Below are 15064 nucleotides of genomic sequence, written 5' to 3'. Positions count from 1 at the left end.
GTCGCCAAGGAGGCGTAATGGCTGGGCAGATTCTTGCTGGCATCCGCGTGCTGGAGCTGGGTCAACTGATAGCAGGGCCGTTCGCCGCCAAGACCCTGGCGGATTTTGGCGCGCAGGTCATCAAGATCGAGCCCCCCGGACAAGGCGACCCGCTGCGCAAATGGCGTTTGCTGCACGAAGGCACGTCCGTGTGGTGGGAAGCGCAGTCGCGCAACAAGCAGTCGGTGTGCGTGGACCTGCGCCAGCAGGAAGGCCAGGACATCGTGCGCCTCCTGGCGCAACAGGCCGACGTGCTGATCGAGAACTTCCGCCCCGGCACCCTGGAAAAATGGGGTTTGTCGTGGGAAACCCTGCATGCACTGAACCCGCGCCTGATCATGCTGCGCATCTCGGGGTACGGCCAGACCGGTCCCAAGGCGCGCGAACCGGGCTTTGCCGCCATCGGCGAGGCCATGGCCGGGCTGCGCTACCTGAACGGCGAACCGGGCCGCGCGCCGGTGCGGGCGGGCTTGTCGTTGGGCGACACCATCGCGGGCCTGCATGGCGCGCTGGGCGTGATGATGGCGCTGTACCAGCGCGACGCGCGTGGCGGCGTGGGCCAGGTGATCGACGCGGCGCTGTACGAAAGCCTGTTCAACCTTAGCGAAAGCCTGCTGCCCGAATATTCCGTGTTTGGCGCCGTACGCGAGCCGGCCGGCGCCGCGTTGCCGGGTATTGCGCCGTCCAATGCCTATCCCTGCCAGGACGGCTACGTGCTCATCGCCGGCAATGGCGACGCCATCTACACCCGCCTGATGGCACGCATTGGCCGCGACGACCTGGGCCAGGACCCGGCCTTGGCGCACAACGACGGCCGCGCCCGGCGCGTCGCGGAAATCGATGCCGCCATCGGCGCGTGGACACAGACCCGGCTTATCGACGACGTGTTGGCCGCGATGCGCGAAGCCGACGTGCCGGCGGGCCGCATCTATTCGGTGGCGGATATCGCCGCCGACCCGCACTACCGGGCCCGTAATGCCATCACGACCGTGGCATCCGCCGCCGGCGTGCAAGTGGAAATGCCGGCGGTCTTTCCGTATCTGTCCACCAACCCCGGCGCGGTGCGCGAACGCGCGCCCACGCTGGGCGAGCACACCGATGCCGTGCTGGCGCAGGCGGGCTTGTCGAACGAACAACGCGACGCGCTGCGCGCCAAGGGAGTGATTGCATGAACGCCGGCCCCGCCAAGATCGAGATCAACGAAGTCGGCCCCCGCGACGGCCTGCAGATAGAAAAAGCCCTGGTCGCCACCGACGACAAGGTCGCCTTCGTGGACGCCTTGTCCGACTGCGGCTTTGCGCGCATCGAAGTCACCAGTTTCACGTCGCCCAAGGCCATTCCCGCGCTGGCCGACGCAACGGACGTGATGCGCCGCATCCGCCGCCGTCCGGGCGTGATCTATACCGCGTTGGTGCCCAACATTCGCGGGCTGGAACGTGCGCTGGAAGCCGGCACCGACGAGATGAACCTGGTCATGTCGTGCAGCGAGACGCATAACCGCGCCAACCTGCGCATGACGCGCGAGCAGTCGTATGCGGAACTGTCGCAGGTGCTGGCTGCCGCTGGCCGCAGCGGCACGCCGTGCAACGTGTCACTGTCCACCGCCTTCGGCTGTCCGTTTGACGGCGACGTGGACGTGAACCAGGTGCTGGACCTGGCCGCGCGGCTGGCGGACGCAGGCGCCACCGGCATCACGCTGTGCGACACCACCGGCATGGCGTTCCCGACGCAAGTGGCCGCCTTGTGCGAACTGGCGTCCGCGCGCCTGCCCGGCGTGGCGCTGACCGTGCACCTGCACAATACGCGCGGCATGGCGCTGGCCAACGCGATGGCCGCCTGGCAAACCGGCATCACCCGCTTCGACGCGGCGGCCGGCGGCCTGGGCGGATGCCCTTACGCGCCCGGCGCCAGCGGCAACGTCAACACCGAAGAACTCGTGCACATGTTCGCCTGCATGGGCGTGGACACCGGCGTGTCGCTTGCGCCTTTGCTGGCCATCGTCCGCGGCCTGCCCGCGCTGGTGCAGCGCGATCTGAGCAACGCCTTGCTGCAAGCGGGGCCACGCCTGGCAACCCACACCGCGCCCGCCTGGCTGGCCGAGAAATTTCCGCAGTAGCAGCGATGTAGTGCGCTACCGATGTAGCGCAGCCGTTTCATCCGATTGTTTTGACCACACCTATAAAAAACCAAGGAGACATCCCATGGCATTCCCAAGCCTGCCCACCATCCTGCGCGCCGGTATCGCCGCCGCGCTGACCATCGGCGCCAGCGCCGCCAGCGCGCAAGCGGACTTTCCCAACCGCCCTGTCACGCTGATCGTGTCCGCCGCGCCCGGCGGCACCACCGACATTGCCGCCCGCCTGATCGCCCAGCCCCTGGGCGCGGCGCTTGGCCAGAGCGTCGTAGTCGAGAACAAGCCGGGCGCCTCCGGCGGCATCGCCGCGCAGGCGGTGGCCCGCGCCAAGCCCGACGGCTATACGCTGCTGCTGCAATACTCCGGTTTCCAGGTCATCACGCCCCACGTAACGCCCGCCGCCGGCTGGGATCCCATCAAGGACTTCGCCCCCGTCGCCAACGTGCTGTCGGCGCCGCAAGTCGTTGTGGTGCGTCCCGACCTGCCCATCAATTCGCTGAAGGAACTGGTGGCGTACGCCAAGGCCAACCCGGGCAAGCTGAACTACGCGTCGTCCGGCAACGGCTCGCTGCAACAGGTGGCCACCGAATTGCTGAACCAGATGGCCGGCACGCAGATCACGCATATCCCCTACAAGGGCACCGGCCCCGCGTTGAACGACCTGCTGGGCGGCGCCGTGGACATGACCATCACCACGCCACCGCCGCTGTTGGGCCAGATCGCCGCCGGCAAGCTACGGGCGCTGGCCGTCACGGGCAACGCCCGCCTGCCGTCCCTGCCGAACGTACCGACCGCCGCCGAAGCCGGCTATCCCGACCTGATCGTGTCGTCGTGGTTCGCCATGTACGCGCCCAAGGACACGCCCGCGCCGGTCGTGGACAAGATCGCTGGTGAAATCCAGAAGATCATGAAAACCGACGCCTTCCGTCAGAAGGCCGCCGAACAAGGCGCCGAAGCCATTTTCATGGGGCCGAAGGAACTGGGGGCGTATACGCAATCGGAATTGGACCGTTGGGGCAAGGTGGTCAAGGCCGCCAACATCACGGCCAACTGATCGCAGGTTTCCGTCCAGGAATGGGAAAGGCGGGTCTTCCCAAAGCTGGACGGTCAGACGCAGAAGCGCGAAGGCCACCGACCCCCCGTCACCAGCGCGCTTGCCATGGGAGTATCGTGAACGTCGGCAAAACGCACTGGAGTCCGCCATGCTCGACACCCCCTACATCGAGGCCAGCGCTTCCCAACTGGGCAATCTGACGCAGTTCCTGATCTGGGTGGCCGAACGACCGCGTACCTACGCCGACATCATGGAGGCGTGGCGCACGTCATGTCCGCGCCTTTCTGCATGGGAGGACGCGACCGCCAACGGGCTGGTCGATCTGGCCCCCGATCCGTCCGCGGCGACGAAAACCCCGGTGGCGGTTTTGACGCCCAAGGGTCGCGCGTGGCTGTCGACGCGAGGGGCGCAGCGCGAGCAGGCATAAGTGGCTGGCGCGGGCAAGCGCGCGCTGTCAGGCGGTTGACAGGTGGACGGGGAAGGCTCCCGCTACACTCTCGGGATCCCGCGTCGATGGCCGCTGGGCCGGCCCCGCGCAAAGGCAAAGCGGCAGGCAGGCGGCCGTGTTCCCAACATGTCTTCATGTCGCAACCTGATTCGTTCAATCTGAAGCAGATCGCCATTCCAGCGTTCGGCCCGTCGCTCCTTTATGGCATCAGCAATGGCGCCATCCTTCCCGTAATCGCGTTAACTGCGCGAGAACAGGGTGCCTCGGTAGCCACCGCCGGCCTGATCGCCGCCCTTATCGGGGTCGGTTCGCTGCTCTCCAACATTCCGTCCGCGCTGATCACCGAACGCTTCGGCGAGAAGCGAGCGATGACCGGGGCGGCCCTGTTGAGCGTGATCGGCCTGGCGCTTGTGATCGGCATTCCCACCCTGTGGGTGCTGGCGTTGGCCATGCTGATGCAGGGGTGCGCGCAGTCGGTGTTCCAGCTAGCGCGCCAGAGCTACATGATCGAGGTCGTACCGCTGGCGTACCGGGCGCGCGCCTTGTCCACGCTGGGCGGTACGACCCGAATCGGCACCTTCATCGGTCCCTTCGCGGGCGCAGGGCTCATCCATTATCTGGGTCTTGACGGCGCCTATTGGATTGCCATCGGCGCCATGCTGGGCGCGGGATTCATCGCCCTCAAGGCGCCTGACATCGAGCCCTCCGGTGGCGCGGGCGCGGGTGCGCCGCGAGCCCGCATGGGTGAAGTCGCGCGTGACCATCGCGGCGTGTACGCTACGCTCGGCGTCGGCGTAATGCTGATCAGCGCGCTGCGCGCGTCGCGCCAGGTGGTCATTCCGCTGTGGGCGGACCATCTTGGCCTGGACGCCACCACGACCTCGCTCGTCTATGGGCTGGTCGCCGCGGTCGACATGTCCGTGTTTTATCCGGCGGGCAAAGTAATGGACCAGCGTGGCCGCCTGTGGGTGGCGCTGCCGTGTACGCTTCTGATGGGACTGAGCCTGATGGCGATCCCGCTAACCAGCGGCGTGGCGAGCTTCGTCCTGGTGTCGGCGCTGCTGGGTTTCGGCAACGGCATTGGTTCAGGCATCGTGATGACGCTGGGCGCCGACGCCGCGCCAGCGGGCGCGCGCACGCAATTCCTGGGTATCTGGCGCTTCATGGCCGACCTGGGCGCCAGCGGTGGGCCGGTGGCGCTGTCGGTGCTGACCGCCCTGGTGTCGCTGGGCGGCGCGTCATTCGGCGTTGGCTCGCTGGGTTTGGTGGCAGCCGGTGTGTTCTGGCGCTGGCTGCCTCGCCGCGCGCAGACTTGAACCCGTTACGCCGGTAGAGGCCCCGCCCACGAACAGCCAGTCTTACATACCCTAAAGGTATTAGGCGCCACATAAAAGCCCAAGACGAATACCGCATTCTTCCTAATACCCCTTTACTGATAAACCCTTATAGGGACGAAGCGGGACGCACGGCGATGACCTTCAACGGGGCGTAATCCACGATATATACCTACAAGGTATCAATTTGGACTCCTAAAGTATTGGACGCAAAAAGCGGGCGGGACCTATAAATCCACATCCCGACCCTTATCCTTTTTGTGCCCAACATGCCCGCAGCAACTATCGAACGCATCGAAACGTCTCTCATCGATCTTCCGACCATTCGGCCGCACAAACTATCCGTCGCCACGATGTATGGGCAGACGTTGATGCTTGTCCGGGTGGTGTGCAGCGATGGGGTCGTGGGTATCGGCGAAGGCACCACCATTGCCGGCATGGCGTACGGGCCTGAAAGCCCCGAGGCGATGAAGCTGGCCATCGACGCCTACTTCGCGCCCGCGATGATCGGCCAGGACGCCACCCGCACCCAGGCCCTGATGGCGCACCTGGGCAAGCTCGTCAAAGTGAACCACTTTGCCAAGAGCGCGCTGGAAACTGCGTTGCTGGACGCGCACGGCAAGCGTTTGGGCGTGCCCGTCAGCGAACTGCTGGGCGGACGGCGCCGTGATCGGCTGCCGGTGGCATGGGCACTGGCCTCGGGCGATACCGCGCGCGACATCGCCGAGGCGGAACAGATGCTGGATACGCGGCGTCATCGCATTTTCAAACTGAAGATCGGCAGCAGGGACCCCAAGGTCGATATCCAGCATGTGGCCGATATCAAGAGCGCGCTGGGCGACCGGGCGTCGGTGCGAGTGGACGTCAACATGGCCTGGAGCGAGGCGCAAGCCTCCTGGGCCATTCCCGCATTGGCGCAGGTGGGCTGTGAACTGGTCGAGCAGCCCGTGGCCAGCGCGGTGTCGCTGGCGCGACTGATGCGACGCTTTCCCATTGCGCTGATGGCCGACGAAGTGGTGCAAGGCCCTGAAAGTGCTTTCGGCATTGCCCGCGAGCACGGTGCCGACGTGTTCGCCATCAAGATCGAACAAAACGGCGGCCTGTTCGCCGCCCAGCGTGTGGCCGCGATTGCCGATGCCGCGGGCATTGAGCTGTACGGCGGCACGATGCTGGAAGGCGCGGTCAGCACCATCGCGGCGGCGCATCTGTTCGCCAGCTTTGCCCAACTGCAATGGGGCACGGAACTGTTCGGCCCCTTGCTCATCACCGAAGAAATCCTGACGCAGCCGCTGGACTACAGCGACTTTGAACTGACCGTGCCCGCCGGCCCCGGCCTGGGTATCGAACTGGACGAGGCTCGGGTCAAGCGCTTCACCCGCGACGGGCTGATCAAAGTGACCAACAAACGACAGTGATTGCGGGCGTCGTTCCCCGCATGCAGCGAAAACCAAACGGAGACAAAACCATGAGCCTGAATATTTTCAACAGCAAGGAAGTCCAGGACCTGCTGGCCGCCGCCACCAATCTGGAAGGCGCCGAGGGCACCCCTCGTTTCAAGCAGATCGCGCACCGCCTGTTAAGCGATCTCTTCAAGGCGATAGACGACCTGGACATTACGCCGGACGAGGTCTGGGCCGGCGTGAACTACCTGAACAAGCTGGGCCGCGACGGCGAAGCCGCGTTGCTGGCGGCCGGCCTGGGCCTGGAAAAATACCTGGACATCCGCATGGATGAAGAGGACAAGCGTGCGGGCCTGGACGGCGGCACGCCGCGCACCATTGAAGGCCCGCTGTACGTGGCCGGGGCGCCGCTGCGCGATGGCGTGTCGCGCATTGACCTGGACGCGGACGAGAACGCCGGCCCGCTGGTGATACGTGGCGTGGTCACCGACACGAACGGCGCGCCGCTGGCCAACGCAGTGGTCGAATGCTGGCACGCCAACTCCAACGGCTTTTACTCACACTTTGACCCCACCGGCGCGCAGACCGATTTCAACCTGCGCGGCGCGGTCAAGACCGGCCCCAATGGCGAATACGAATTCCGCACCCTCATGCCGGTCGGCTACGGCTGTCCGCCGCAGGGCGCCACGCAGCAGCTGCTGGACACGCTGGGCCGCCACGGCAACCGCCCCGCGCACGTGCACTTCTTCGTCAGCGCCGACCAGCACCGCAAGCTGACGACGCAATTCAATATCGAAGGCGACCCGCTGATCTGGGACGACTTCGCGTATGCCACGCGTGAAGGTTTGATTCCGCCGGTGGTGGAAAAAACCGGCGGCGACAAGCTGGGCTTGAAAGCCGATTCCTACAAGGAAATCGAATTCAACTTTGCGCTGACCAGCCTGATACAGGGCAAAGACAACCAGATCGTCAACCGCCCGCGCGCCAGCGTCCAGGCGTAACGCCGCAAGGCCTTGCGCGCCGCCTGGCGCAGGGCCGTCTTGACCGCATACCAATAACGCATCAAGCGAACCACGAGGGGACTCCCATGTCGGCAGCAACGCTATCCATACCCACTTTGATTGATAAGAATCGAATGAGCGCCTTTCAATGGCGTGTTTTGATTCTGTGTTTTCTGATTGCCTTGTTCGACGGCTTTGATACGCAGGCAATGGCCTTTACCGGCCCGGCTATTCTGGTCGCCTTCAAGCTGCAGTCGGGTGAACTGGCGCCGATTCTTACCGCCGGCATCGTCGGCATGACCGTGGGCGCGATGTTGCTGGGCTTGGTGGGTGACCGCATCGGCCGTCGGCCCGCCGCCTTGATGGGCGTAGCCGTGTTTGGTCTGGCAACGCTGCTGACCGCCGGCGCCACGGAAACCTGGCAAATCCTGGCGCTGCGCTTTATCGCCGGCCTGGGCATGGGCGGCTGCACCCCCATCGTGCTGGCGCTGGCCGCCGAGTATGCGCCCGCCCGCCTGCGCGGCACCGTCATCACCGGCGTGCTGCTGGGCCTGCCGGCCGGTGCCATGCTGGGCGGCTTGCTCGCCGCGCGCATGCTGCCGGTGATTGGCTGGCAAGGCATCTTCATCGTCGGTGGCATCGCGCCGCTGGTGTTGCTGGTTGCGTTGTTCGCATTGCTGCCGGAATCGCTGCAATTCAAGGCCATGCGCGGCGACGCCGCCGGCCAGGGCTATGTGGCTCGCATCCTTGCCAAGATCTCGGGCCAGCCGCTGCCGGCCGGCACGCGCTTCACCGTGCCGGAAGACGCCACCATCCGCGCCAGCGTCAAGGCCCTATTTGCCGATGGCTACGCGCGCAAGACCATCGCAATCTGGTCGATCTATCTGCTGAACTGGGTCGCGTGGTTCATGCTGCTTTCGTGGCTGCCCACCGTGCTCAAGGCCGCCGGGCTGCCCGCCGACCAGGCGCCCATGGGCACGTTCACCGTGAACCTGGTCTTCATCGTCTGCGCGATTCCGCTGTCCTATCTGATGCCGCGCGTGCCGACGCGCTCGCTGTTGATGGCCATGTTTGCGCTGGGCATCGCGGTGTCGCTGGGCCTGGGGTATGCGGGCACTGACTGGACGCTGGTGTTCATTCTGATCGGCGCCGCCGGCCTGGGTATCGGCGGCCAACAATTGGCGCTGAACTACCTGGTGATCGGCGCCTATCCCACCGCGCTGCGCGCGACCGCCACGGGCTGGTCAATCGGCATCGGCCGCGCCGGGGCCATCATTGGCTCGGCCGTCGGTGGCAGCTTCCTGGGCTGGTTCGGTCCGTCGGGCTTCTTCCTGGCGCTTGCGGTTCCGCTGGCCGGGGCATTGCTGGCGGTGCTGGCCGTCGACACCAAGACCGCGCGGCCCGTGCCGGGCGACCTGTCGCGCGCGCACTAAATCGGAAACCGTCTTATGAACCGCTTTGAAAATCAGATTGCATTGGTCACCGGCGCCGCCCAAGGCGTGGGCCGCGCCACGGCCAGGCGGCTTGCCGCCGAAGGCGCCAGCGTGGTCCTCGTCGACCGGGCCGCCGATCTGGGCGCGACCGTGGCCCGCGAGATCCGCGAAGAAGGCGGTCAAGCGTCCTTCATCAGCGCCGACCTGGAAACGCATGCCGGCGCGCAGGCAATGGTGGAATACGCCATGGACACCCACGGCCGCATTGACGTGTCGGTGCACAACGTGGGCGGCACCATCTGGATGAAACCCTTCTGGGAATACACGCCCGACGAGATGCAGCGCGAAGTGAACCGCTCGCTGTGGCCCACGTTGTGGTCGTGCCGGGAAGTCATTCCGGTAATGAGCAAGCAAGGGCGCGGCGCAATCGTCAACGTGGGGTCGAACGCCACGCGCGGCATCTATCGTGTGCCGTACTCCGCGTCCAAGGGCGGCGTGCATGCCGCCACCATCTGCATGGCGCTGGAGCTTGCCGAAAGCGGCGTGCGCGTGAATTGCGTGTCGCCCGGTGCGCTGGACAACGGCGTGCGCGCCATCCCGCGCAATACCGAGCCGCCGTCGCAGCAGGACCAAGCCTGGCAACAAGAGATGTACGCCGACTGCCTGGCAACCACGCCCATGCACCGCATGGGCAGCATGGAGGAAGTCGCCGCCGCCATCTGTTTCATGGCCGCCCCGGAAGCGTCGTATGTCACCGGGCAGGTGATGTACGTCGCGGGCGGGCATTTGGGGTAAGGCTTCCCGGCAAGGGGCGGCCGGCTTGCAGGCGCCATGCATCCGGCCATTGGCGCTTCGCGGGATTTCTACCCACCATAAAGCCGCGGTGGTCGATGCAACATCGCCACATGCGGCGAATCCTGCCACTTGGGATACCGATCCAGCACCAACGGGTCATGCCCGGGCACGACATGCTGATCGGATTGCGCCGCGCCATATAGCTTCGCGTAGCCCGACAGCATCTGGGCCGTGTTGTAGACGATCGGAAACGGCCTGCCCTGCCCCATGTTCTCGTAGTAATGACTGGCGTCCGACGCCAGCACCACCCAGCCGCGTTCGGTATGCACGCGCACCGCTTGCAGGCCTTTCGTGTGGCCGCCGATGTGCAGCAGTTCGACCCCCGGCAGCAACGTCCGGTCGCCGTCGTGAAACTGCACCCGGCCGTCGTAGACGCGCCTGACCAGCGTGACCACGTCTTCCACTGCATAGGCATGCCGCAGCGGTTCAAAGCACATGCAGCGGCCGGTGGCGTAGTCCAGCTCATCGTCCTGCACATGAAAACGCGCTCTCGGTAGCAGGTCCAGGTTGCCCGCGTGGTCGTAATGCAGATGGGTCAGCACCACGTGCTGCACGTCTTCGGGCTGCACGCCCAGCGGGGCCAGGGCCGCGATGGGGCACTGGATCAGTTCGCGGCGGCGCATGCGCGCCATGTCGGCGTTGAAACCCGTGTCGACCAGCACAACGCGGCCCGCGCCGCGTATCAGCCACACGAAGAAGTCCATGGGCATGTCGCCGTCGTGCGGATCGCCGCCCAGGAAGTTGTCGCGTCGCTGGCGCGGCATCCGGGCGTAGCGGATGGCGTAGACCTCATATTCCGGAAGAACGGTTTGCATCGCCAGACTCATTCAAATGCCCAGATAGGCTTTCTGCACGAAGGGGTCGGCCAGCAGTTCGGCGCCCTTGCCGCTGCGCACCACCTCGCCATGTTCGAACGCATAGGCGTGATGCGCCAGGCGCAGCGCCAGCCGCGCGTTCTGCTCGACCAGCACAATGGCGATGCCGCTATCGCGGTTGATGCGTTGAATGGCGTCCGCGATCTCGGCCACGACCTTGGGCGCGATGCCCAACGACGGCTCGTCAAGCATCAGCAGACGAGGTTGCGCCATCAACGCGCGGCCAATCGCCACCATCTGTTGCTCGCCACCCGACAATGATCCCGCCAACTGCGCGCGCCGTTCCTGCACACGCGGAAACAGCGTGTAGACCTCGTCCAGCCGCGCGCGAACGCGGCTACGCGAGCTGACCCCATGCGCGCCCGCCATCAAGTTATCCAGCACGGTCATGCGGCCGAACAAGCGCCGCCCTTCTGGCGACAAGGCCAGCCCGGCCGACACACGCGCCGCCGAACCCAGCCGCACGATGTCCCGCCCTTCAAACACAATGCGCCCGCCCGCCGCCGGCGCCAGGCCGATCAGCGCTTTCAAGGTGGAACTTTTGCCCGCGCCGTTCGAGCCAACCAGCGCAACGATCTGGCCTTGTTCAACCGTGAAGCTGACGCCGCGCACGGCCTCCAGCGGCCCGTATCGAACCTTCAGGTCCTGGACTTCAAGCATGGGCATAGTCGGGGGCTCCCAGATAGGCTTCGATCACGGCGGGGTTGTCGCGAATGGCTTGCGGCGTGCCCTCGGCGACTTTCTCTCCTTGCACCAGCACCACGATGCGATGGCAAAGTTCCATGACCAGCGCCATGTGATGTTCCACCAGCAGCATCGTCAGCCCTTCCTCGGATTGCAGGCGACGCAGTAAACGCCCCAGCTCGTTGCATTCTTCGTGGTTCAGGCCCGCCGCCGGCTCATCCAATAGCAACATGCGCGGCCGGCAGGCCAGCGCCACGGCGATGCCCAGTTTTTTCTGCAAACCATAGGCCAGCGACCCGGCCGCCGCGTCGCGCCAGCCTTGCAGGTCAAGCAGGACCAGCAGCCGGTCCACCTCCCGCGCCACCTCCGGCGCCGACAACAAGTCCTGGTCACGCCCGGCCAGATGGCGCAGCCACGAATGTCGAACCCGCGACAGCATGCCGCGCCGAATGTTCTGAGCCACCGTGGCCTCGGGATAGGTGGAAGTGGATTGAAACGTGCGCGCCAGCCCTCGCACCACCACACGGCTGGGCGGCCCGCCTGAAATATCGCGGCCGTCGAAATGCACGGAACCCGCCGACGGCGGCATCGTGCCGCTAATGACGTTGAACGCCGTCGTCTTGCCCGCGCCGTTGGGGCCGATCAGGCCGACGATCTCGCCCGGGGCGACGGCGAAGCTGACGTCGCGCAAGGCCGTCAGTCCGCCAAAGCTGCGCGACAGGCCCTGCACCTGCAATAAAGGCTGGGTCATTGGGACTCCTTGTGCCGGCGCGCCTGCCACGGCCCCGGCAAGCCGGCCAGGCCCGCCGGCAGAAAGCGCAAGATCAGGATCAGCGCCGCGCCATAGAAAATGTGCTGCGTCTGCACCGCGCCGCGAAACAGCTCGGGCAGCGGCGTCAGCACCATGGCGCCGATCAGCCCGCCCCATACCGACCGGCGCCCCCCGATGACCAGCATGATGATGAAGCCGATGGAAATGCTGGCGTTGAACGACTCGGGTGACACATACCCCACGTAGCGCGCCTGCAAGGCGCCGCCCGCCGCCGCCAACGCGCAACCGGCCACAAAGGCGCACAGCTGGATCCGGTGCACGCCAAGGCCGGTGGACTCGGCCAGCGCGGGGTTTTCCGCCACGGCGTCGATGGCATGACCGAACGGCTGTCTTGCCACCACGCTCAAGAGCGCCACGGAGGCGAGGGCCACGCACAGCGCCAGGCCGTAAAAGCTGGCGCGCGTATCGAACACAATACCGGCCAGCGCGGCCGGCGGGATGCTGGCGATGCCGTTCGCGCCGCCAGACCAGGACGAGCCGTCCAGCAGGATCAGCCGCACCAATTCCCCGAACGCGAACGTCACCAACACGAAATAAACGCCTTTCAAGCGCAGGATGATTGCGCCCAGCGTCAGCGCCACCAACGCTGTCAACGCCACGCCGACCAACGTGGCGGGCAGAAAGCTCCATCCCAGATAACGCGCGGCCAGTACCGAGCCGTAGGCGCCCAGCGCGACGAAGGCCGCATGCCCCAGCGACAACTGCCCGCAGCGCGCGATCAACGCCAAGCCGTTGACGATCAGTACGTTCAGGCAGGTCAGCACCGCCAGGTGCTGCACGAACGGTCCGGCAAACCAGGGCGTGAACGCCGCGACGGCCAAGGCGGCCCACAACAGCCAGCGTAAGGGCGCGGGCCGCGCCATGCCTGCGTCAAGCGAAAGGTCCGTCATGGCTTATGCCTCCCCCCGGCCCAGCAGCCCCTTGGGCCGCACGACCAACATCACGATCACGATGGCGAAGATCAGCATGTCCGCCGTGCTGCTGTCGAACAGCAGGCTGCCATAGCTTTCCGCCAGACCCAGCGCCAGGCCCGCGAAGGCGGCCCCGGGAATGCTGCCCAACCCGCCCAGGATCACCACGATGAATGCCTTGAGCAGCGGCGTGGCGCCCACGAACGGCGACACCGAAAACAGCGGCGCCATCAGCGCGCCGGCCACCGCCGCCAGCCCCACCCCCAGGCCAAAACCCAGCGGGTAATAGATGCGCGAGCGAATCCCCTGGATGCCGGCGATTTCAAAGTCCTCGACCACGGCGCGCAGTGCGCGGCCCGGCTTTGAATGACGCAGGAAGCCATACAGCAAGCCCAGCGCCAGCAAGGCGAACACCACCACGTACACGCGCGACAAGGGCACGACGACCTTACCCATGCGGGCGGTTCCCTGCGCCACGGCGGGCATGGACAAGGGGTCCGGCCCGAAGAACATCAAGGCCAGGTTTTGCAGGATCATCGCCAGGCCGATGGTGGCGATCATGCCGTTCAGTTCGTCCCGGCGAAACGGCTTCAGCACGCCCCATTCCAGCACCGCGCCGCCGGCCACCGCCAACGCAAAGGTCAGCGCCACGGCGGGCAGGAACGAAAAGCCCGCCTGGGTCGTCAGGTAATAGGCGCCAAAGGCGCCCAGCATGTAGAACTCGCCATGGGCGAAGTTCACCATCCGCATCACGCCGAACACCAGCGTGAATCCCACCGCCATCAACAGATACAGCAGCCCCACGATCAAACCGTTGATCGTGGCCTGCGTCAGCAAAATGCTCCAATCCACGTGGCATCCCCCGCCGCGCTAGCGGCATCCCTCGACGGTGCAGCGCGCGCGGATCACCTCGCGGCCATCCTTGACCTCGGCCACGTAGAACGGCGCGTTCAACTGGTGGTTGATGCCGTACATGGCTTTGCCTGTCCAGCTAAGCTTGCCCAGGGATCCGTCAAAACCTTCCAGCTTTTCCAGTTCGACACGCACGCGGTCCGTGTCTTCCACCGTGCCGGCGCGGCGCATGGCTTCAAACAGCATGTTGGTGCCGTCATAAAAGGCGGGGCTGAAGCCGTTCATGGCGTGCTTGTACTTGGCGGCGTAGCGTTCGGCGTAGGCCTTGGTGGCGGGCAAGTCTGGATCAATCGGTGTATGGACGAACATGCCCTCGGTGGCCGTCTTGCCGGCCACGTTGACGATTTCTTGGGTGGCGGGGCCGCCGGTGCGCACGATGCGCCCTTCAAACCCGAGTTCGCGCGCCTGCTTGACGATCAGCCCGGCCGTGGTGGGCGAATTGCCGTCCAGTTCGATGGCGTCGATGCCGCGCGCCATCATGCGCGTCAACACGGGCACGAAATCGACCCGGTCGCGTTCGAAGAACTCCTTGACGGACAAGGCCGCGCCCGCCTTCTTGTATGCAGCTTCCAGATCCAGCGCGATCTGCTGCCCGGTTTCGTCGTTGGGAAACAGCGCGCCCACTTTGCGCAGGCCTTGCGACTTGACCAACCAGTCGATCTGCGGCTGCGACACCTCGGCGGTCGTCACGTTCGGGCGGAAGGTAAAGGGCTTGTCCGCGGCCAGCGCCTTGGCGGTAAAGCCCAAGGTCATCACGATCACCTTGTTCTTTTCCGTCATGGGTTGGATCGCCAGCACAGGCGCGGATCCGACCGGGCCAATCACGTAGCGCACCTTGTCCTCGAACACCAGGCGGTTGGCCACGGTGACGGCTTCGTTAGCCTGGTACTTGTCGTCATAGGCCACCACCTGGACCCGGTACTTCTTGCCGCCAACGTCCAGCCCGCCCGCCTCGTTCACCTGATCCGCCGCGATCTCGGCGGCGTTCTTCATCCCCTGCCCCCAGGCGGCGCCCGCGCCGGACAGCGTGACCAGCGCGCCAAGTTTCAGCGTCTCTTGCGCCTGCACGGCGGGAACTGCGGCCAGGGCGAAGATGCCGGCCAGAATGATCGGATAACGCATGATGCCTCCTGTGGATCGCGGGCAGTGCCT

General features: G+C 65.7%; 15 protein-coding genes. 9 read left to right on the top strand and 6 right to left on the bottom strand.

Annotation, left to right across the window (positions count from 1 at the left end; translation table 11 throughout):
- The first annotated feature begins 17 nt into the window (after positions 1 to 17).
- The 9 genes from CQ050_RS07040 (at position 18) to CQ050_RS07000 (ending at position 9638) form a co-directional block, all read left to right on the top strand.
- Positions 18 to 1211: a CaiB/BaiF CoA-transferase family protein gene (locus tag CQ050_RS07040; RefSeq protein WP_105556093.1), complete on the top strand. Its 1194-nt coding sequence runs from the start codon at positions 18 to 20 to the stop codon at positions 1209 to 1211.
- The gene (locus CQ050_RS07035; RefSeq protein WP_105556092.1) at positions 1208 to 2155 is read left to right on the top strand and encodes a hydroxymethylglutaryl-CoA lyase; all 948 of its coding nucleotides are present in this window, start codon (positions 1208 to 1210) and stop codon (positions 2153 to 2155) included. Before CQ050_RS07040 ends, CQ050_RS07035 begins: the two co-directional genes overlap by 4 nt.
- An 85-nt stretch (positions 2156 to 2240) precedes the next feature.
- A complete protein-coding gene (locus CQ050_RS07030; protein WP_105556091.1) occupies positions 2241 to 3227 on the top strand; it encodes a tripartite tricarboxylate transporter substrate binding protein in 987 nt (328 codons plus the stop codon).
- Between the two features lie 148 nt (positions 3228 to 3375).
- Entirely contained in the window at positions 3376 to 3654 is a 279-nt protein-coding gene (locus tag CQ050_RS07025; RefSeq protein WP_105556090.1) for a hypothetical protein, read from the top strand.
- A gap of 155 nt (positions 3655 to 3809) precedes the next feature.
- Positions 3810 to 4991 (top strand): MFS transporter, encoded by a 1182-nt coding sequence (locus tag CQ050_RS07020; RefSeq protein WP_105556089.1) that lies wholly within the window; start codon positions 3810 to 3812, stop codon positions 4989 to 4991.
- 287 nt (positions 4992 to 5278) lie between these two features.
- Positions 5279 to 6424, top strand: coding sequence for a muconate/chloromuconate family cycloisomerase (locus CQ050_RS07015; protein WP_105556088.1), 1146 nt, complete (start codon positions 5279 to 5281; stop codon positions 6422 to 6424).
- A 50-nt stretch (positions 6425 to 6474) separates the two neighbouring features.
- Positions 6475 to 7410, top strand: coding sequence for a catechol 1,2-dioxygenase (gene catA / locus CQ050_RS07010; RefSeq protein WP_105556087.1), 936 nt, complete (start codon positions 6475 to 6477; stop codon positions 7408 to 7410).
- A 134-nt stretch (positions 7411 to 7544) separates the two neighbouring features.
- Complete coding sequence (locus tag CQ050_RS07005) at positions 7545 to 8843, top strand: MFS transporter (RefSeq protein ID WP_105556086.1); 1299 nt, start codon at positions 7545 to 7547, stop codon at positions 8841 to 8843.
- Between the two features lie 15 nt (positions 8844 to 8858).
- Positions 8859 to 9638 (top strand): 1,6-dihydroxycyclohexa-2,4-diene-1-carboxylate dehydrogenase, encoded by a 780-nt coding sequence (locus tag CQ050_RS07000; protein WP_105556085.1) that lies wholly within the window; start codon positions 8859 to 8861, stop codon positions 9636 to 9638.
- Between the two features lie 68 nt (positions 9639 to 9706).
- Here the strand turns inward: CQ050_RS07000 and CQ050_RS06995 are convergent, their stop codons facing one another.
- From CQ050_RS06995 to CQ050_RS06970, 6 genes are read right to left on the bottom strand one after another with little or no spacing between them, the layout of a single operon-like run.
- A complete protein-coding gene (locus CQ050_RS06995; RefSeq protein WP_233213851.1) occupies positions 9707 to 10513 on the bottom strand; it encodes an N-acyl homoserine lactonase family protein in 807 nt (268 codons plus the stop codon).
- Positions 10514 to 10525: 12 nt separating this feature from the next.
- Positions 10526 to 11239: an ABC transporter ATP-binding protein gene (locus CQ050_RS06990; RefSeq protein WP_105556083.1), complete on the bottom strand. Its 714-nt coding sequence runs from the start codon at positions 11237 to 11239 to the stop codon at positions 10526 to 10528.
- Complete coding sequence (locus tag CQ050_RS06985) at positions 11226 to 12008, bottom strand: ABC transporter ATP-binding protein (RefSeq protein WP_105556082.1); 783 nt, start codon at positions 12006 to 12008, stop codon at positions 11226 to 11228. Before CQ050_RS06985 ends, CQ050_RS06990 begins: the two co-directional genes overlap by 14 nt.
- Positions 12005 to 12979 (bottom strand): branched-chain amino acid ABC transporter permease, encoded by a 975-nt coding sequence (locus CQ050_RS06980; protein WP_105556081.1) that lies wholly within the window; start codon positions 12977 to 12979, stop codon positions 12005 to 12007. The genes CQ050_RS06985 and CQ050_RS06980 overlap by 4 nt, the downstream gene beginning before the upstream one ends.
- Positions 12980 to 12982: 3 nt before the next feature.
- Complete coding sequence (locus tag CQ050_RS06975; RefSeq protein WP_105556080.1) at positions 12983 to 13852, bottom strand: branched-chain amino acid ABC transporter permease; 870 nt, start codon at positions 13850 to 13852, stop codon at positions 12983 to 12985.
- Positions 13853 to 13870: 18 nt separating this feature from the next.
- Positions 13871 to 15034 (bottom strand): ABC transporter substrate-binding protein, encoded by a 1164-nt coding sequence (locus CQ050_RS06970; RefSeq protein ID WP_105556079.1) that lies wholly within the window; start codon positions 15032 to 15034, stop codon positions 13871 to 13873.
- Between the last annotated feature and the right edge of the window lie 30 nt (positions 15035 to 15064).

Source organism: Achromobacter sp. MYb9, assembly GCF_002975275.1.
In the GTDB taxonomy this organism is placed as follows: Bacteria; Pseudomonadota; Gammaproteobacteria; order Burkholderiales; family Burkholderiaceae_B; genus Achromobacter.
Note: the sequence above shows the minus strand (reverse complement) of the source record. Positions and strands in the feature narration are given on the sequence as shown.